14 protein-coding genes and 1 pseudogene are annotated in these 18,588 nt (G+C 67.5%); 13 read left to right on the forward strand and 2 right to left on the reverse strand.

All coding sequences use genetic code 11. The features are described from left to right. The first annotated feature begins 76 nt into the window (after positions 1 to 76). The 3 genes from G6N68_RS10370 to G6N68_RS10380 are packed head-to-tail and all read left to right on the forward strand — an operon-like array spanning position 77 to position 3,721. Positions 77 to 1,543, forward strand: coding sequence for a fatty acid desaturase (locus G6N68_RS10370; protein ID WP_163711294.1), 1,467 nt, complete (start codon positions 77 to 79; stop codon positions 1,541 to 1,543). Beyond that, positions 1,540 to 2,742: a type III polyketide synthase gene (locus G6N68_RS10375; protein WP_163711297.1), complete on the forward strand. Its 1,203-nt coding sequence runs from the start codon at positions 1,540 to 1,542 to the stop codon at positions 2,740 to 2,742. Before G6N68_RS10370 ends, G6N68_RS10375 begins: the two co-directional genes overlap by 4 nt. 4 nt (positions 2,743 to 2,746) lie before the next feature. Then, positions 2,747 to 3,721, forward strand: coding sequence for a sulfotransferase domain-containing protein (locus G6N68_RS10380; RefSeq protein WP_205351299.1), 975 nt, complete (start codon positions 2,747 to 2,749; stop codon positions 3,719 to 3,721). A gap of 36 nt (positions 3,722 to 3,757) precedes the next feature. Here the strand turns inward: G6N68_RS10380 and G6N68_RS10385 are convergent, their stop codons facing one another. Together G6N68_RS10385 and G6N68_RS32085 are read right to left on the reverse strand one after the other, a co-directional pair. Beyond that, positions 3,758 to 4,420, reverse strand: a complete 663-nt coding sequence (locus G6N68_RS10385; RefSeq protein ID WP_163711300.1) for a class I SAM-dependent methyltransferase — start codon at positions 4,418 to 4,420, stop codon at positions 3,758 to 3,760. Positions 4,421 to 4,769: 349 nt separating this feature from the next. After that, positions 4,770 to 7,495 (reverse strand): annotated as a pseudogene (locus G6N68_RS32085) (PE family protein). 556 nt (positions 7,496 to 8,051) lie between these two features. On the opposite strand from G6N68_RS32085, the gene pyrR reads away from it, so the two are divergent. The 10 genes from pyrR to rpoZ all read left to right on the forward strand — a co-directional run bounded on the left by pyrR (position 8,052) and on the right by rpoZ (position 18,580). Further along, on the forward strand, positions 8,052 to 8,603 hold the full coding sequence (gene pyrR, locus G6N68_RS10395; RefSeq protein WP_263992052.1) for a bifunctional pyr operon transcriptional regulator/uracil phosphoribosyltransferase PyrR: 552 nt from the start codon (positions 8,052 to 8,054) through the stop codon (positions 8,601 to 8,603). Then, entirely contained in the window at positions 8,600 to 9,574 is a 975-nt protein-coding gene (locus G6N68_RS10400; RefSeq protein WP_163711303.1) for an aspartate carbamoyltransferase catalytic subunit, read from the forward strand. Before pyrR ends, G6N68_RS10400 begins: the two co-directional genes overlap by 4 nt. Then, positions 9,571 to 10,875, forward strand: a complete 1,305-nt coding sequence (locus G6N68_RS10405) for a dihydroorotase (protein WP_163711306.1) — start codon at positions 9,571 to 9,573, stop codon at positions 10,873 to 10,875. The genes G6N68_RS10400 and G6N68_RS10405 overlap by 4 nt, the downstream gene beginning before the upstream one ends. 46 nt (positions 10,876 to 10,921) lie before the next feature. Then, positions 10,922 to 11,449 (forward strand): PH-like domain-containing protein, encoded by a 528-nt coding sequence (locus tag G6N68_RS10410; RefSeq protein ID WP_069418534.1) that lies wholly within the window; start codon positions 10,922 to 10,924, stop codon positions 11,447 to 11,449. Continuing rightward, entirely contained in the window at positions 11,446 to 12,567 is a 1,122-nt protein-coding gene (gene carA / locus G6N68_RS10415; RefSeq protein ID WP_069418533.1) for a glutamine-hydrolyzing carbamoyl-phosphate synthase small subunit, read from the forward strand. The genes G6N68_RS10410 and carA overlap by 4 nt, the downstream gene beginning before the upstream one ends. A gap of 85 nt (positions 12,568 to 12,652) precedes the next feature. Continuing rightward, positions 12,653 to 16,021 (forward strand): carbamoyl-phosphate synthase large subunit, encoded by a 3,369-nt coding sequence (gene carB, locus G6N68_RS10420; RefSeq protein ID WP_069418532.1) that lies wholly within the window; start codon positions 12,653 to 12,655, stop codon positions 16,019 to 16,021. Continuing rightward, complete coding sequence (gene pyrF, locus G6N68_RS10425; RefSeq protein ID WP_163711310.1) at positions 16,018 to 16,866, forward strand: orotidine-5'-phosphate decarboxylase; 849 nt, start codon at positions 16,018 to 16,020, stop codon at positions 16,864 to 16,866. The genes carB and pyrF overlap by 4 nt, the downstream gene beginning before the upstream one ends. Positions 16,867 to 17,223: 357 nt before the next feature. After that, positions 17,224 to 17,544, forward strand: coding sequence for an integration host factor, actinobacterial type (mihF, locus tag G6N68_RS10430; protein ID WP_069418530.1), 321 nt, complete (start codon positions 17,224 to 17,226; stop codon positions 17,542 to 17,544). 29 nt (positions 17,545 to 17,573) lie between these two features. Then, positions 17,574 to 18,209: a guanylate kinase gene (gene gmk, locus G6N68_RS10435; RefSeq protein ID WP_079219578.1), complete on the forward strand. Its 636-nt coding sequence runs from the start codon at positions 17,574 to 17,576 to the stop codon at positions 18,207 to 18,209. A gap of 38 nt (positions 18,210 to 18,247) precedes the next feature. Beyond that, entirely contained in the window at positions 18,248 to 18,580 is a 333-nt protein-coding gene (gene rpoZ / locus G6N68_RS10440; protein WP_069418529.1) for a DNA-directed RNA polymerase subunit omega, read from the forward strand. Positions 18,581 to 18,588: the final 8 nt, after the last annotated feature.

The raw sequence follows: 18,588 nt of genomic DNA on the forward strand, positions 1-18,588 counted from the left end.
CCCACTATTGGGCCCGTTCGTTCGAATCCCCGAGCGAGCGCCAGATCTTCCCCGATCGAACCTGGAGGAAACACGAATGACCAACGACCTCCCTGACGTTCAGGAGCGTGGGCCCGGTCCACGCCTTGGGCCTCCGCCAGGTGGGCCGCCGGTGCTGTCAGACGTGTGGGTCTACAACGGGCGGGCTTACGATCTGAGTGACTGGATCTCCAAGCATCCCGGCGGTGCGTTCTTCATCGGCCGCACCAAGAATCGCGATATCACCGCGATTGTCTCGTCGTACCACAAAGACACGGCGAAGGTTGAACGGATGCTGGAGCGTTACGCGTTGGGCCGCGACGCGACTCCGCGTGACATCCATCCCAAACACAATGCGCCGCCGTTCCTTTTCAAGGAGACCTTCAACAGTTGGCGCGACACCCCGCAATACGCCTTCGACAACCCCAACGACCTGATGCACCGGGTCAAGGCCCGCTTGAAGGAGCCGGCGCTGGCCGCGCGGATCAAGCGGATGGATCGGCTCTTCAACCTGGTGGTGGCGATGCTCGCCGTCAGCTACTTCGCGGTGCAGGCCGTTCGGTTGGTCGAGCCCCGCTGGATGCCGTTGTGGGCCTTCGTGATCGCCATGGTGCTGCTGCGCAGTTCGTTGGTCGGCTACGGCCACTACGCCTTGCATCGCCCGCAGCGCGGCGCTAATCGGGCCCTGGCGAACAGCTTTGACTTGAACTACATCGCGTTGGCTCTCGTGGTCGCCGACGGGCACACCCTGCTGCACCATCCGTACACCCAAAGCGACGTCGACATCAAGAAAAACGTCTTCACGATGATGATGCAGCTACCGCGGCTGTACCGAATTCCCGTGCACACGCTGCACAAGCTCGGCCACACCATCACCGGCATGGCCATCCGCATCGCCGACGTGTGGAAGATGACCCGCAGAGTGGGGGTCGAAGAAGGCTACGGCAGCTGGCGCAACGCATTACCGCACTTCCTTGGCTCGTCCGGGGTGCGCCTGCTCCTCGTCGGTGAGTTGGTGGCGTTCACGCTGGCAGGCGACTTCTGGGCTTGGGCACTGCAATTCGTCGCGACGTTGTGGGTCAGCACCTTCATGGTCGTCGCCAGCCACGAGTTCGAGGACGAAACGGACGAGTTCGTCAAGGGTGAGGACTGGGGCATCGATCAGGTCGAGAACGCCAACGACCTGAAGGTGGTGGGCAACCGCTATGTCGACTGCTTCCTGTCCGCCGGGCTGAGTTCGCACCGCGTTCACCACGTGCTGCCGTTCCAGCGCAGCGGATTCGCCAACATCGTCACCGAAGACGTGCTGCGGGAAGAATCGGCGAAATTCGGTGTCGAATGGCTGCCCGCGAAAAGCTTCGTCACCGACCGGCTGCCCAAGTTGTGCCGCACCTATCTGCTGGCGCCATCCCGCCAGGCGAAAGAACGCAACTGGGGCTTCATCCGGGAGCACTTCTCGCCCACCGCTTTCAAAGCCAGTGCCAGCTACGTGGCATGGGGCTTCATCGGAATCGGGTCGGTATGAGCGCCCCGGCAGAGAGCGGCGCGCTGCTCCCGACCGACCGTCCTGACCGGGACGGCCAGCACGATGCCGAAATCGGTCTGGCCCAGTTGCCGCCGGCGCCACCGACGGCGGTCGCGGTCATCGAGAGCATCGCGACGGGCACGCCAAGCCGGATGGTCAGCCAGGCCGACGTCGCAGACCGCGTCGCCGAGCTTTTCCTTGATCCGACACAGCGGGAACGCATTCCGCGGGTGTACCAGAAGACGCGGATCGCCACCCGACAGATGGCGGTCGACCCCCTCGACGCCGAATTCGACCGACTGCGACGGCAGCCGGGAACAGTCCGGGACCGGATGAACCTGTTCTACGAACACGCGGTACCGCTGGCGGTCGACGTGGCAGGCCGGGCGTTGGCCGGCGTGCCGTACGGCATGGACGAGATCGGTCTGGTCGTGTTCGTCACCAGCACCGGGTTCCTCGCTCCGGGAGTGGACGTCGCGATCGTCAAGCAACTCGGCCTGCCGCGGTCGGTGTCACGGGTCGTCATCAACTTCATGGGATGCGCGGCCGCGATGAACGCGATCCGCACCGCTGCGACGTACGTTCGTGCCCACCCAGCCATGAAGGCTCTCGTGGTGTGCATCGAATTGTGCTCGGTGAACGCCGTTTTCGCCGACGACATCAATGACGTCGTCATACACAGCCTGTTCGGCGACGGCTGCGGTGCCGTGGTCATCGGTGCCAGCCAGGTGCAGGAGAAGCTCGATCCGGGCAGGGTGGTGATTCGCAGCAGTTTCAGCCAGCTGCTCGACGACGCGGAAGACGGCATCGTGCTGGGCGTCAATCACAACGGCATCACCTGCGAGTTGTCCGAGAATCTTCCCGACTACATCTACCGCGGTGTCGAGTCGGTTATCGCGGAAGTCCTGCACGACAACGGATTGAAGAAGTCCGACATCGACCTGTGGGCCATCCACCCAGGCGGGCCCAAGATCATCGAGCAGTCGGCGCGCTCACTGCGAATCCCCGTCGAGCGTGCGGCGCAGAGCTGGGATGTGCTTGCCCGGTTCGGCAACATGCTCAGCGTTTCGTTGATCTTCGTCCTGGAAATGATGGTGCGCCAACCTGACTCGGTGAAGGAGATCTCGACGGGCATGGCCTTCGCGTTCGCGCCGGGTGTGACCATCGAAGGCATGCTCTTCGACATAGTGAGGAGGTGACCGCATGAACAGGAATCAGCTGGTGAGCGACCGCGTCCTCTACCGCGAACTGATGACGGACAACTTACGTTGGGACGCATTGGAATTGCGCGACGGCGACATCATCATCTCGACCCCGCCGAAGTGCGGCATGACCTGGACGCAACGCCTGGTCTCGCTGCTGATCTTCGACGGGCCAGAACTTCCCGGGCCGTTGTCGACCATATCGCCGTGGCTGGACCAGACCATCCGGCCGATCGAAGAGGTCGTGGCAACCCTCGACGCCCAGACCCACCGGCGGTTCATCAAGACCCACACACCGCTGGACGGCCTCATTCTCGACGACCGCGTCACCTACATCTGCGTGGGCCGCGATCCGCGTGACGCCGCCGTTTCGATGTTGCACCAGAGCACCAACATGGACCGGGGCCGGATGCGGGAGTTACATGAAGCGGCCGTGCCGGAAGCCGAACGGACCGGGCCGCCGGCGCCCGAACCGGGCCCTGGACGTGGTGTGACCGAGGAGTTCCGGCACTGGCTGGAGGGGCCGGCCCTGCCACCGCCGGGGGTGGGGTTCACCCCGCCCAAGGGAATCGGCACGCTCGCGAACGTGCTGCACCAGTTCGGCAAGGTCTGGGAGCGGCGGCATCTGCCGAACGTGGCCTTGTTCCATTACGCCGACTACCAGGCGGATCTGCCAGGGGAGTTGGTGCGGTTGGCCTCGGTGCTGGGTATCAGGTTCACCCGCGAGCGGGCGGCAGAGCTGGCTCAGCACGCCTCATTGGGGGCGATGCGCTCTCGCGCCGCGCAGTACGCACCCAACACCACCGACGGCATCTGGCACAGCGACGAGCAGTTCTTCCGGCACGGCCGCAGCGGGGAGTGGCAGGAGTACTTCACCGTTGACGAATACCGGCGCTACAACCACCGCATCAACCAGCTCGCCCGGCCGGACCTGCTCGCGTGGGTGCATGAGGGTCGTGCGGGGTGCGCCCCGTAGTGGTGCCCCCGTAATGCCGAGCGGTCGCGGGGGCCGCTAGGCGTCGCGGCGCTGTGCGCGCACGTACCAGAAGGCCATCTCGACCTCGTTGCCGTCCAGCTCGCGGGTCACCCGCACCGGCTCCAGCAACACGATCTCCCACCCCGCCCCGTCGAGGACGTCGCGCAGGGTCTGCTCGGGTACCGACGGTCGCGGCCACTCCTCGTCGGGCGGGATCGCGTCGGAAAAACAGCTCATCAATAGGGTGGCGCCTGCCCTGGTGGCCCGGTGTACGGCGGCCGCATAACTGCGCTTGCCGTCGTCGTCGAGGCAGTGGAACATGCCGCTGTCGATGACGGTGTCGAAGGCGTCGGTGTAGCCGTCCAGCTTGGTGGAGTCGGCGACGGCGAACGTCACCTCGACGCCGGCCTCCTTAGCCCGCTGTTCGGCGGTGGCCAGCGCCGTCGGCGAGATGTCCAGGCCCGTCACGTCATATCCGTTCTTGGCCAGGAAGATGGTGTTGTCACCGAGGCCGCAGCCGACGTCGAGGACCTCGCCACGCACCCAACCGTTGGCATGCCAGGCGATGACATTCTCTTTGGGCGCCTTGGTGTCCCAGGGCGGCGTCTGCACCGCGGGCAGGCCTTCACCTGGGCTCTCACCGCGGTAAAGGGCGTCGAAGTCAATGCGCGGGGGAGGGGAGTCAGGAGAACGTGTCATTCCTTCGAGCTTAGAACTGTGTTGCGCGTGGCCACATGCTCAGAAGGTGTGGCCGGGCGAGTGCGACAGGACCGGTGCCAGCGCGGCGGCACCGGGTCGCGCTGGCAAAAGGTGTGGAGCCGGTACCCACGCTGAGGCGACCATCTCCAAGGCGGTAGTCGATCGGGTCTCGGATCCCAGCAACTGCGTGCCGGGTTCTGCCGGCCGGTGATTCCGTGGTGTGCACGTGCTAGCTGCCCACACAGCCGTGAGGCCGTCATCGATTGCGGCAAGCCGCAGTGTCTGCTCCGGTCCTGACGGCTTGGCTGTTGCGGTCTGGGCCGCGTAAGCGCTGGTGTTATGGCGAGTTTCAGCCGTTTGGTCCGTCGGTGCCAGGTGTGCCGTCGGGCTGGCCGTTGGTGCCATTCCCGCCATTCTCACCGTTGTCGATGTTCGCTTGGCCGCCCATTCCGCCAGCGCCGCCGTGTCCATCGCCACCCACCCCGGGTGTGCTGCCGTTGCCGCCGTTGCCGCCGTTGCCGCCTCGTGCGTCTTCAACGCCAAAGCTGCTATAAGGCAAGGCCCTACCGCCGACGCCGCCGGCGCCGCCGTCAGCGCCGGCACCTGTGCCTCCGTCGCCGCCGGTGCCTCCGTCGCCGCCAATAGCGGTGGAGTTGAAGGCGGCACCGTTAGAAATGATTATCCCATCGCCCCCCTGGCCGCCGTTGCCGCCGAGAGCGCCGCCGGTGCCCCCGGCGCCGCCTGCCCCGCCCTTGCCGCCGGTGGCGGTGCCGGTGGCGGTGTCACCGGCGAAGTTAGCTGTCACCGACCCCGCCCCGCCTGCGCCACCGTCGCCGCCGGTAGCCCCGGTGCCGCTGACGCCGCCTGCGCCACCCATGGCGGTGCCTGTCGCCTGGGTGCCCGTCCCAGTGCTAGCGATGATGCCGTCGCCGCCGGCCCCGCCGCTGAGGCCGCTACCGGTGCCGTTGCCGCCTGATCCGCCGAGTGCGACCCCGCTTGCGGCGCTGGTGGCTTGGGCGGTGGAGATCTTGGCGAGGCCGCCGTTGCCGCCGGTGCCTCCGTTGGTGCCGGTGCCGCCGTTGCCGCCGGTGGCGGTGGCGTCAGTGATGGTGCCGCCAGAATTCAAAAAATTTTCCCGGGCGACGCTCGCGGCACCGCCGTTGCCGCCGATGCCCCCGGCGATGCCTGCGCCGCCGGCACCCCCGGTTGCAGTGCCGCCAGTGATGGTTTCGCTGCCGTCAATGCCGTTGATGCCGACGTTGGCGGAGCCCCCGGTACCGCCGGTCCCGCCGTCGCTGCCGGTCCCGCCCGCACCGCCGGTGGCGGTGCCGCCGGTAACCGCGCCGCCGTTGCTGGCGATGGCGGCGTATCCGCCGGCGCCGCCGGTGCCGCCGTTGGTGCCGGTCCCGCCGGCGCCGCCGGTGGCCTTACCACCGACGACAGTGCCGGCGCCTAGGACGCTGGCGGTCCCGTAGCCGCCGGCTCCGCCGAGACCGCCGGCGGCGCCGCCGGTCCCGCCGGCGCCGCCGATAGCAGTGAAGCCCGTGATAGAGCTGCCTGTGGCGCCGGCGACAACGCCGGCAAAGGCACCAGTGCCACCAGCCCCGCCGGCGGCGGTGTTGGTGCCGGCCCCACCGGTCCCGCCTGTACCGCCGGTGGCGGTGCTGTTGCTAACGGAGCCACCGTTGAGTTCCAGGGCCAGGGCGGCGCCGCCCCCGCCACCACCGCCGCCGCCCCAGCCGGCCGCGGTTCCGGTGCCCGTGCCGCCTGTGCCGCCGGCCCCGCCCTTACCGGCGGTGGCGGTATTGCCAACACCATTGGCCTGGCTCCCGCCGGTCCCACCGGCCCCACCTTTGCCGCCGTCACCGAAGAGCCCGCCGTCGGTGCCTTGACCGCCCATGCCCCCAGTCCCGCCGACGCCACCAGCCTCCGGCAGCGCATCCAGCCCCATGAACTGGCCGTCGCCGCCTCTACCGCCGACTCCACCGGCGCCGCCGGCACCACCGCCGATGCCACCAACGCCGGTACCGCCAGCACCGCCGTTGCCGCCGTCACCACCGGCGCTGGCCTGCAAGCCCACCCCGCCGGTGCCGGCACCGCCGGTGCCGCCGGCACCGCCGGTTCCCCCGGTGCCCGCGGCGGCCCCACCGCCGCCTAGTCCGGCAGCCCCTCCCTTGCCTCCGTTGCCCCCCTTGCCGGCGCCCGAGCCGGTATCGGCCGCGCCGGTACCACCCTGACCGCCAGTGCCGCCGTCACCGCCGACACCACCACCGCCATGGGCGCCCGCCTGGCCGAACAGTAGCGAGCCGCGACCGCCCGCCCCGCCGACACCGCCCTCGCCGCCGTCGCCGCCGTCGCCGCCGGTGCCACCGTTGGGATTTCCGATCACCCCGGCGCTGCCCATCCCGCCGGCCCCGCCAGCACCTCCGGCGCCGCCCTGACCACCGGCGCCGCCATTGCCGAACAACAGCCCGCCGTTGCCGCCGGCCCCGCCCACCCCACCCACCCGCCAATATTGCCCTTGGCGCCGATGCCGCCGATGGCGCCGGTCGTACCCGTTCCGCCGGCCCCGCCAGCCCCGCCATTACCGAACAGGAACGCAGACCCACCGTTTCCGCCAGGCTGGCCGGGAGCCCCGGACCCACCATTGCCGCCATTACCGAAAAGCCACCCGCCCGGCCCGCCGGCCTGCCCGGTCCCGGGCGCGCCGTGGGTACCGTCGCCGAACAACGGACGTCCCGTCAACTGCTCCACCGGACCGCCCGCCGCTGTTGCCGCGGCCACAGCCTGAACGCCGTGCTGCAAGGACAGCAAGGGTGAGGTATTGGCGGCCTCGGCGGCGGCATACAGAAACCCGCCCGAGGTCAACGCCTGCACGAACTGTGCATGAAACAGTGCCGTCTGCGCACTGAGTGCCTGATACTCCTGGGCGTAGCCGGCGAATAAGCGTGAAATCGCCACCGACACCTCATCCGCAGCCGCAGCCGCCAACGACGTCGTCGAACCCGCAGCCGCCGCGTCGGCGGCCCTAATGCCCGCACCGATGTCGGTCAAATTCGCGGTCGCAGCGGCCAGAGCCTCATGCGCTATGACAACAAACGACGACACTAAACGGCTCCCGTCTCGCTACAACTCCACTGGCAGGTACCTAGGACCGCATAATTTACCGATGCTTAAAAGAGATTCACAAGGCAACACGACAACTCTGACGCAAGCGTAAATTACGTTGGTCTATAGTCTTCGAACCGCTTGTGCCGCAACGAATGTTCGTCTGCGACCCCGATGGCCGAGCCTGGCAGACATCAGGTTCGAGCACCCAGAGATTTCGTTATTTACGACTGTGTCAGTAGATCACGATCGGTGCAATGGATCGGACTTGTTCGTCAAACGGACGACGGAAGTTGCGAAGTCGCCCTCGCGGTAGGAGCTGATATTGCAGCCGAGCGCGGACCCCCAAAAGTCCGCGTGAGCCCCAACCGCATGATCCGATTGAGGCGCAGTTCGTCAAGAGTCGATCGTCACGAACGCGCCGGTTCAGCGCGACCTGCGTCGTCGAATGGCGGCGTGTTACGCTGCCCGGCAGTCGACATCCTTTAACGGGCCGTCCAGAGAGGCGGAGAAGGAGGTCAGTGTGGATGCTGCCACCGGCAGGGAGCTGATGTCTGCGGCCGACGTGGGCCGCACTGTTTCGCGCATCGCGCACCAGATCATTGAAAAAACCGCGTTGGACAGCCCCGACGGGCCCCGCGTCGTCCTGTTGGGCATTCCCACCCGGGGCGTCATCCTGGCCCAACGCCTGGCGGCCAACATCGCCGAATTCAGCGGGGTCGATGTCAGCCACGGCGCCTTGGACATCACCCTGTACCGCGACGACCTGATGATCAAGCCGCCTCGGCCGCTCGAGGAGACCTCGATCCCCGAAGGCGGCATCGACGACGCGCTGGTCATCCTCGTCGACGACGTGCTCTACTCCGGTCGCTCGGTGCGCTCGGCTCTCGACGCGCTGCGCGACGTGGGCCGCCCGCGGATCGTGCAACTGGCCGTGCTCGTCGACCGTGGCCATCGCGAACTGCCGGTGCGCGCGGACTACGTGGGCAAGAACGTGCCGACGTCGCGCAGCGAGAGCGTGCATGTCCTGTTGGCCGAACACGATGGTCGCGACGGGGTGGTGATTTCACGATGACTCCGAGGCACCTACTGGCCGCCGGTGACCTGACCCGCGACGATGCGACGGCGATCCTCGACGACGCCGACCACTTCGCGCAGGCCCTGCTGGGCCGCGATGTCAAGAAGCTGCCGACGCTACGAGGCCGCACCATCGTCACGATGTTCTACGAGAACTCGACCCGCACCCGAGTGTCGTTCGAGGTCGCCGGCAAGTGGATGAGCGCGGACGTGATCAACGTCAGCGCGGCAGGATCGTCGGTGGGCAAGGGTGAGTCGCTGCGCGACACCGCGCTGACCTTGCGGGCGGCCGGCGCCGATGCGCTGATCATCCGTCATCCGGCGTCCGGTGCCGCGCATCTGCTCGCCGACTGGACCGCGACCGGCTCGGGCGCGGAAAACACCGACGGGCCTGCGGTGATCAACGCCGGCGACGGCACGCACGAGCATCCCACCCAGGCGCTGCTGGACGCGCTGACCATCCGCCAACGACTCGGCGGCATCGAAGGCCGGCGCGTCGTGATCGTCGGCGATGTCCTGCACAGCCGGGTCGCCCGGTCCAACGTGATGCTGCTGCACACGTTGGGCGCCGAGGTGGTGCTGGTAGCGCCGCCGACCTTGCTGCCGGTGGGCGTCGACGGTTGGCCGGTAACGGTTTCCAACGACTTCGACGCGGAACTACCCGCCGCCGACGCCGTGCTGATGTTGCGGGTGCAGGCCGAGCGGATGAACGGCGGCTTCTTCCCGTCCGTGCGCGAGTATTCGACGCTGTACGGACTCTCCGCTCGCCGGCAGGCGCTGTTGCCCGGGCATGCCGTGGTGCTGCACCCGGGGCCCATGCTGCGCGGCATGGAGATTTCGTCTTCGGTGGCGGATTCCTCACAATCCGCTGTGTTGCAACAGGTTTCGAACGGGGTGCATGTACGCATGGCGGTGCTGTTCCATGTCCTGCTGGGCACCGAGATAGCCGGAAAAGAGGGGGCGGCATGAGCGTGTTGCTGCGCGGTGTCCGGCTCTACGGTGAAGGGGAGCGGGTCGATGTCCTGGTCGACGCTCCCGGCTACGAGGGCCAGATCGCCGAGATCGGTCCAGGTCTGGAAATCCCCGACACGGCAGACGTTATCGACGCCACCGACCAGGTGCTGCTGCCCGGATTCGTCGACCTGCACACCCACCTGCGCGAGCCCGGCCGCGAATACGCCGAGGACATCGAAACCGGTTCGGCCGCAGCGGCTCTCGGCGGGTACACGGCGGTGTTCGCGATGGCCAACACCAACCCGGTGGCCGACAGCCCGGTGGTCACCGACCACGTCTGGCGCCGCGGGCAGGAAGTCGGTCTGGTCGACGTCCACCCCGTCGGCGCGGTCACCGTCGGGCTGGCCGGAGCCGAGCTGACCGAGATGGGCATGATGCATGCCGGCGCCGCCCAGGTGCGGATGTTCTCCGACGACGGCATCTGCGTGCACGACCCGTTGGTGATGCGCCGGGCCCTGGAATACGCCAGGGGGCTGGGTGTGCTGATCGCCCAGCACGCGGAGGAGCCACGGCTGACGGTCGGCGCCGTCGCCCACGAGGGACCGACGGCCGCCCGCCTGGGGCTGGCCGGATGGCCGAGGGCCGCCGAAGAATCGATCGTCGCCCGCGACGCCCTGCTGGCCCGGGATGCGGGAGCGCGGGTGCACATCTGCCACGCGTCCACGGCGGGCACCGTGGAGATCCTGAAATGGGCTAAGGATCAAGGCATTTCGATCACCGCCGAGGTGACCCCGCATCACCTGTTGCTGGACGACAGCCGGCTGCAAACCTACGACGGCATCAATCGAGTCAATCCGCCGCTGCGCGAAGCCGGCGACGCGATCGCGCTGCGTCAGGCACTCGCCGACGGGGTAATCGACTGTGTGGCCACCGATCACGCTCCGCACGCGGAGCACGAGAAATGCGTCGAGTTCTCCGCGGCACGCCCGGGGATGCTGGGTCTGCAGACCGCTCTGTCGGTCGTCGTGCAGACCATGGTGCAACCCGGTCTGCTGAATTGGCGCGACGTCGCACGGGTGATGAGCGAGAATCCGGCGCGCATTGTCGGGCTGCCCGATCAAGGCCGGCCGATTGAGGTGGGCGAGCCGGCCAACTTGACCGTGGTGGATCCCGCCGCGACCTGGACGGTCGCCGGAACGGAGCTGGCGAGTCGGTCGAACAACACCCCCTACGAGTCGATGACCTTGCCGGCGGCCGTGACCGCGACCCTGCTGCGTGGGAAAGTCACTGCGCGGGACGGGAAGAGTCCGGTATGAACCGCGCCGGCGACGATGCAGAGCGCAGCGATGAGGAGTGGCGCTCATGAACACCGGCACGCTGGTTGGATCGCTGATCTTCGCGGCCATCGTGGTCGTGGCGATCGCGGTGGTGATCCAGCTGATGATGCGCGGCTGGCGGCGCCGGGGTGAGCGGCAGGCGGAACTTCTGGGCAACATGCCCGACATCCCCGACACCCTGGGCTCCGCGATCCTGACCACCCAAGGTTTGTATTGCGGTTGCACCCTGGCCCCGGAGTGGAACGAGCGGGTCACCACGGGCGACCTGGGCTATCGCAGCAAGGCTGTGCTCACCCGCTACCCCGAGGGCATCCTGGTGGAGCGTGTCCGCGCCAACCCCATCTGGATCCCGGAAGAGTCGATCAGCGCAATCCGTTTGGAGCGCGGCGTCGCCGGCAAAGTAATCAGTCGCGTCGGGGTGTTGGCGATCCGGTGGCGGCTGCCTTCGGGGGTCGAGATGGACACCGGGTTCCGCGCGAACAACCGCGCCGACTATGAGAACTGGCTGGACGGCACGGACCGGCCCAATGGCAAGGAGGAGCCGCGCACGTGAGCAGTAAGGCCGTTTTGGTGCTTGAGGATGGCCGCATCTTCACCGGGGTGCCGTTCGGCAAGATCGGGCAGACACTCGGTGAAGCGGTGTTCAGCACGGCGATGTCGGGCTACCAGGAGACGCTGACCGATCCCAGCTATCACCGCCAGATCGTGGTGGCCACCGCGCCGCAGATCGGCAACACCGGCTGGAACAACGAGGACGCCGAAAGCCGAGGCGACAAGATCTGGGTGGCCGGCTACGCGGTGCGCGACCCGTCGCCGCGCGCCTCCAATTGGCGGGCGACCAGCACGCTCGAGGACGAACTCATCCGGCAGAACATCGTCGGGATCGCCGGGATCGACACCCGGGCCGTGGTACGCCACCTGCGCAGCCGCGGATCGATGAAGGCGGGCGTGTTCTCGGGTGCGGCCCTGGCCGATGCTGACGAGCTGGTCGAGCGGGTGCGTGCCCAGCAGCCGATGCTGGGCGCCGACCTGGCCGGCGAGGTCAGCACCCCGGACACCTACATCGTCGACCCCGACGGGCCGACCCGGTTCACCGTGGCCGCCCTCGACCTGGGCATCAAGACCAACACGCCGCGCAACTTCGCCCGGCGCGGCATTCGCAGCCACGTCCTGCCGGCTTCGGCCACCTTCGATCAGATCGCCGAAATCAAGCCGGACGGCGTATTCCTGTCCAACGGCCCCGGCGACCCCGCCACCGCCGACCACGTCGTCGCGGTGACCAAAGAGGTGCTGAGCGCCGGGATACCGCTGTTCGGGATCTGCTTCGGCAACCAAATCCTGGGCCGCGCCCTGGGTTTGTCCACCTACAAGCTGGTGTTCGGCCACCGCGGGATCAACATCCCGGTCATCGACCACGCCACCGGACGGGTCGCGGTGACCGCGCAGAACCACGGCTTCGCGCTGGAAGGCGAGGCGGGTCAGACCTTCGACACACCGTTCGGTGCGGCCGTCGTCAGCCACACCTGCGCCAATGACGGAGTGGTCGAGGGCGTGAAACTCACCGACGGGCGGGCCTTTTCGGTGCAATACCACCCCGAAGCCGCCGCGGGCCCGCACGATGCGGAGTACCTGTTCGACCAGTTCATCGACCTCATGGAAGGCCACCAATGACCGCGAGCGTGCGTGTTGGCACGGCGACACGCCGTAACCGGTGTACAACTGCGCACACTCGCGCCCGGAATGAAGGGGCCAACTAGTGCCGCGGCGGACTGATATCAACCACGTCCTGGTGATCGGATCCGGGCCGATCGTCATCGGCCAGGCCTGCGAGTTCGACTACTCGGGCACCCAGGCATGCCGGGTGCTGCGCGCGGAGGGGCTGACGGTCAGCCTGGTCAACTCCAACCCGGCCACCATCATGACCGACCCGGAGTACGCCGACTACACCTACGTGGAGCCGATCACCCCGGCGTTCGTGGAGCGGGTGATCGCCCAACAGGCCGAGCGCGGCAACAGGATTGACGCCCTACTGGCCACCCTGGGCGGGCAGACCGCGCTCAACACCGCGGTGGCGCTGTACGAGAGCGGGGTGCTGGAACGCTACGGGGTGGAGCTGATCGGCGCGGACTTCGACGCCATCCAGCGCGGCGAGGACCGGCAACGGTTCAAAGACATCGTCGCCAAGGTGGGCGGCGAATCCGCGCGCAGCCGAGTGTGTTTCACCATGGACGAGGTTCGCGAGACGGTCGAGGAACTCGGTCTGCCCGTGGTGGTGCGGCCGAGTTTCACCATGGGCGGGCTGGGTTCGGGTTTGGCCAACTCCGCCGAAGAGGTGGGGCGGATGGCCGGCGCGGGACTGGCCGCCAGCCCCAGCGCCAACGTGCTGATCGAGGAATCGATTTACGGCTGGAAGGAATTCGAGCTCGAGCTGATGCGCGACGGCCACGACAACGTGGTGGTGGTGTGCTCGATCGAGAATGTCGATCCGATGGGCGTGCACACCGGCGACTCGGTCACGGTTGCGCCGGCCATGACGCTGACCGACCGGGAATACCAGAAGATGCGCGACATGGGCATCGCGATCCTGCGCGAGGTCGGCGTGGACACCGGGGGCTGCAACATTCAGTTCGCGGTCAACCCGAAGGACGGCCGGCTCATCGTGATCGAGATGAACCCTCGGGTGTCGCGGTCCAGCGCGCTGGCTTCCAAGGCCACCGGCTTTCCGATCGCCAAGATCGCCGCCAAACTGGCCATCGGGTACACCCTCGACGAAATCGTCAACGACATCACCAAGGAAACTCCGGCCTGTTTCGAGCCCACCCTGGACTATGTCGTGGTCAAGGCGCCGCGGTTCGCCTTCGAAAAGTTCCCGGGCGCCGACCCGACGCTGACCACCACGATGAAGTCCGTCGGAGAAGCAATGTCGTTGGGCCGCAACTTCGTTGAGGCCTTGGGCAAGGTGATGCGTTCGCTGGAGACCACCCGGGCCGGATTCTGGACGGGCCCGGATCCCGACGGCGACGTCGACGCCGTGCTCGAGCGGCTGCAGACTCCCACCGAAGGCCGCCTGTACGACATCGAATTGGCGTTGCGCCTGGGCGCCTCGGTGGAACGAGTGGCCAATGCCAGCGGCGTCGACCCCTGGTTCGTCGCGCAGATCGACGAATTGGTGGGCCTGCGCGCCGAACTCGTCGACGCGCCCGTGCTGGACGCCGACCTGTTGCGCCACGCCAAGCACAGCGGACTGTCCGACCGCCAGATCGCCGCGCTGCGGCCAGAACTGGCCGGCGAAGCCGGGGTGCGGTCCCTGCGGGAGCGTCTCGGGATCCACCCTGTGTACAAGACGGTGGACACCTGTGCGGCGGAGTTCGAGGCCAAGACGCCCTACCACTACAGCAGCTATGAACTCGATCCGGCCGCCGAGACCGAGGTGGCGCCGCAGACCGAGAAGCCCAAGGTGCTGATTCTGGGGTCCGGCCCGAACCGGATCGGTCAGGGCATCGAATTCGACTACAGCTGCGTGCACGCGGCAACCACGTTGAGCCAGGCCGGTTTCGAGACCGTGATGGTCAACTGCAACCCGGAAACGGTGTCCACCGACTACGACACCGCCGACCGGTTGTACTTCGAGCCGCTGACGTTCGAGGACGTCCTCGAGGTGTTCCACGCCGAGGACCAGTCTGGCGCCGGCGGGCCCGGGGTGGTCGGGGTCATCGTCCAACTTGGCGGCCAGACGCCGTTGGGGTTGGCCCAGCGGCTCTTCGACGCAGGCGTGCCTATCGTCGGCACCTCGCCGGAAGCGATCGACTTGGCCGAGGACCGCGGCGCCTTCGGCGACGTGCTGAGCAGCGCGGGACTGCCCGCGCCGAAATACGGCATGGCAACCACTTTCGCGCAGGCTCGCCGCATCGCCGACGACATCGGCTACCCGGTGTTGGTGCGCCCGTCGTATGTGTTGGGCGGCCGCGGCATGGAGATCGTCTATGACGAGGCGACGCTCGAGGGCTACATCACCCGCGCCACCCAGCTCTCACCCGAGCACCCGGTGCTCGTCGACCGCTTCCTCGAAGACGCCGTCGAGATCGACGTCGACGCGCTGTGCGACGGCGCCGAGGTCTACATCGGCGGGATCATGGAGCACATCGAAGAGGCCGGGGTCCACTCCGGTGATTCGGCGTGCGCACTGCCGCCGGTGACGTTGGGCCGCAGCGACATTGAGAAGGTGCGCAAGGCCACCGAGGCCATCGCCCACGGCATCGGCGTGGTGGGTCTGCTCAACGTGCAGTACGCGCTGAAGGACGACGTGCTCTACGTCCTGGAAGCCAACCCGAGGGCCAGCCGCACCGTTCCGTTCGTCTCCAAGGCAACCGCCGTCCCGCTCGCCAAGGCATGCGCCCGAATCATGCTGGGCGCCAGTATTGCTCAACTGCGTGCCGAAGGCATGCTGGCCGAGTCCGGGGACGGCGCCCACGCGGATCCGTACGCTCCGATCGCCGTCAAGGAAGCTGTACTGCCCTTCCACCGGTTCCGGCGCGCCGACGGGGCCGCCATCGATTCCCTGCTGGGCCCGGAGATGAAGTCGACGGGCGAAGTGATGGGAATCGACCGCGACTTCGGCAGCGCCTTCGCCAAGAGCCAAACCGCCGCTTACGGATCGCTGCCGGCGCAGGGCACGGTGTTCGTCTCGGTCGCCAACCGCGACAAGCGCTCGCTGGTCTTCCCGGTGAAGCGACTGGCCGACCTCGGGTTCCGCGTCCTGGCCACCGAGGGGACCGCGGAGACGCTGCGCCGCAACGGAATTCCCTGTGACGAGGTGCGCAAGCACTTCCAGTCGCCGGAACCGGGCCGGCCCCCGGTGTCCGCGGTCGACGCGATCCGGGCCGGCGAGGTCGACATGGTGATCAACACCCCATACGGCAATTCCGGGCCGCGTATTGACGGCTATGAGATCCGGTCGGCCGCGGTACAGGCCAACATCCCGTGCGTCACCACCGTGCAGGGCGCCTCGGCGGCCGTGCAGGGCATCGAGGCCGGAATCCGCGGCGACATCGGGGTGCAGTCACTGCAGGAGTTGCACCGCGCGATCGGCGCCCAAGGGCGAGCCGAAAGCGGCACCGACAGGTGACCGGCTTCGGCGCCCGCCTGCTCGACGCGAGGGCGCGTCGCGGGCCGCTGTGTCTGGGTATCGATCCGCATCCCGAGTTGCTGCAGGCCTGGGGGCTGCCGACCACCGCCGACGGCCTGGCCGCCTTCTGTGACATCTGCGTGCAGGCCTACGCCGGGTTCGCCGCGGTCAAACCCCAGGTGGCGTTTTTCGAGGCGTACGGCGCCGCCGGGTTCGCGGTGCTGGAACGCACCATCGCCGCGCTGCGCGCCGACGGCGTGTTGGTGATCGCCGACGCAAAACGCGGGGACATCGGCTCCACGATGGCGGCCTACGCCGCGGCGTGGGCGGGCGACTCGCCGCTGGCCGCGGACGCGGTGACGGCCTCGCCGTACCTCGGCTTCGGTTCGTTGCGGCCGCTGCTGGAGGTCGCCGCGGCACATGACCGGGGGGTCTTCGTGCTTGCCGCCACCTCCAACCCGGAGGGTTCGACCGTGCAGCGCGCGCGGAACGACGGGCGCACGGTGGCTCAGCTGATCGTCGACGAGGTGGGTGCAGCAAACACAAAGACAACGTCCGAGCCCGGCTCGCTGGGGGTGGTCGTCGGCGCCACGGTCGAACAACCACCCGATCTCAGCGCCTTGGGCGGGCCGGTGCTCATCCCCGGCGTGGGCGTCCAGGGCGGGCGCCCCGAGGCGCTGGCGGGCCTGGGCGGAGCCGCGTCGGAGTGGCTCCTACCAGCGGTCTCACGCGAGGTCCTGTGCGCCGGACCGGCCGTGTCGGCCCTGCGTGCGGCCGGAGAGCGGATGCTTGATTCAGTCGCCTATCTCGCCACGACACGCGCGACGCACGACGAAAAAGCGTGATTCGTGGCACGCGGCCGCGCCGATGCGCGCTCCGCAGCCGCGGGGTAGGGCGCCGAAACGTCACGCGTGGTCGTGCGAGCAAGACAAAACTGCTGGTAGAGGCCTTGTTATCGGCCGCGGTCGCGGGCCATGGGCGCGGAACGGGTGCCCCGACTCGTCGGCTTGAGCATACCGCGCAGACCGGTCCAGAAGGGCATCCGCAGAGCTCACGCTGGACTTTTTCGGTCACCTAGGCCGCCAAACCGGGGGGTCGGGTTAGATTTCGTCAGGAACCGTGAGTACGGTCGTCTGCGCTGGCTGGAGTACCCGGCCAAGACAAATGAAGATCGATTTTTATCGATGAGAGACGGAGGAATCGTGGCCCTTCCCCAATTGACCGACGAGCAGCGCGCGGCCGCGTTGGAGAAGGCTGCTGCCGCACGTCGAGCACGAGCAGAGCTCAAAGATCGGCTAAAGCGCGGTGGCACCAACCTCACGCAGGTGCTCAAGGACGCCGAGAGCGACGAAGTTCTGGGCAAGATGAAGGTGTCTGCGTTGCTGGAGGCGTTGCCGAAGGTTGGCAAAGTCAAGGCGCAGGAAATCATGACCGAGCTCGAGATTGCCCCTACCCGCCGGCTGCGCGGTCTTGGTGACCGTCAGCGCAAGGCCCTGCTGGAAAAGTTCGGCGGCTCCGCCTAGGCCCCCGGGCTTAAGGCGCAGCTGAAGTAATGCAGGCCGAACGGCCTGTGGGGGATACCGACCTGGGGGCGAAAGTGCGCTCCAGCGGGGGACCGGGCGCAGGACGAGTCGTTGTGCTGTCCGGTCCCTCGGCGGTCGGGAAATCAACTGTGGTCCGGTGTCTGCGTGAGCGGATCCCGAACCTCCATTTCAGCGTCTCGGCCACGACGCGAGAGCCGCGTCCGGGGGAGATCGACGGCGTCGACTACCACTTCGTCAGTCCGGCCCGCTTCCAAGAACTCATTGACCGGGGCGAACTGCTGGAGTGGGCGGAAATCCACGGTGGATTGCACCGCTCGGGCACCCTGGCCCAGCCGGTACGCGAGGCCGCTGCTTCCGGTGTGCCGGTGCTCATCGAGGTGGACCTGGCCGGAGCCAGAGCCATCAAACAAACGATGCCTGAGGTCCTGACGGTGTTCCTCGCACCGCCCAGCTGGGAGGATTTGGAGGCCCGGTTGATCGGTCGCGGTACCGAGACACCAGAGGTCATCCAGCGCCGACTGGAGACGGCGCGAATCGAATTGGCAGCTCAAGGCGACTTCGATCAAGTGGTGGTAAATCGCCGATTAGAGTCTGCGTGCGCCGAATTGGTATCCTTGCTGGTTAGAAACCCATCAAGTTCTTGACTTTTCGCATCGCACTACGCTGCCAGGAGAATTTTTTAGTGAGTAACTCGCCGTCCGACACGTCGTTGACCGCCGTCCCTGCGGTGGATCAGTTCGATCCTTCGTCAGGTGGAGTGGGCGCCTACGACACCCCGTTGGGCATCACCAACCCACCCATCGACGAGTTGCTGGACCGCGTCTCGAGCAAGTACGCCCTGGTGATCTACGCGGCCAAGCGGGCCCGGCAGATCAACGACTACTACAACCAGCTGGGTGAGGGCATCCTCGAGTACGTCGGCCCCCTGGTCGAGCCCGGGTTGCAGGAGAAGCCGCTGTCGATCGCACTGCGCGAAATCCACGCTGACCTGCTCGAACACACCGAGGGCGAGTAACGAGCCGG

Origin of the sequence: Mycobacterium bourgelatii, from assembly GCF_010723575.1 — a bacterium.
GTDB classification, from domain to species: Bacteria; Actinomycetota; Actinomycetes; order Mycobacteriales; family Mycobacteriaceae; genus Mycobacterium; species Mycobacterium bourgelatii.

What these genes read in the sequence shown, in the direction of transcription:
- G6N68_RS10370 (WP_163711294.1), top strand. Translation starts at nt 77, where the DNA reads ATGACCAACGACCTCCCTGACGTTCAGGAGCGTGGGCCCGGTCCACGC.
- G6N68_RS10375 (WP_163711297.1), top strand. Translation starts at nt 1,540, where the DNA reads ATGAGCGCCCCGGCAGAGAGCGGCGCGCTGCTCCCGACCGACCGTCCT.
- G6N68_RS10380 (WP_205351299.1), top strand. Translation starts at nt 2,747, where the DNA reads ATGAACAGGAATCAGCTGGTGAGCGACCGCGTCCTCTACCGCGAACTG.
- G6N68_RS10385 (WP_163711300.1), bottom strand. Translation starts at nt 4,420, where the DNA reads ATGACACGTTCTCCTGACTCCCCTCCCCCGCGCATTGACTTCGACGCC.
- G6N68_RS10400 (WP_163711303.1), top strand. Translation starts at nt 8,600, where the DNA reads ATGACTCCGAGGCACCTACTGGCCGCCGGTGACCTGACCCGCGACGAT.
- G6N68_RS10405 (WP_163711306.1), top strand. Translation starts at nt 9,571, where the DNA reads ATGAGCGTGTTGCTGCGCGGTGTCCGGCTCTACGGTGAAGGGGAGCGG.
- G6N68_RS10410 (WP_069418534.1), top strand. Translation starts at nt 10,922, where the DNA reads ATGAACACCGGCACGCTGGTTGGATCGCTGATCTTCGCGGCCATCGTG.
- gmk (WP_079219578.1), top strand. Translation starts at nt 17,574, where the DNA reads ATGCAGGCCGAACGGCCTGTGGGGGATACCGACCTGGGGGCGAAAGTG.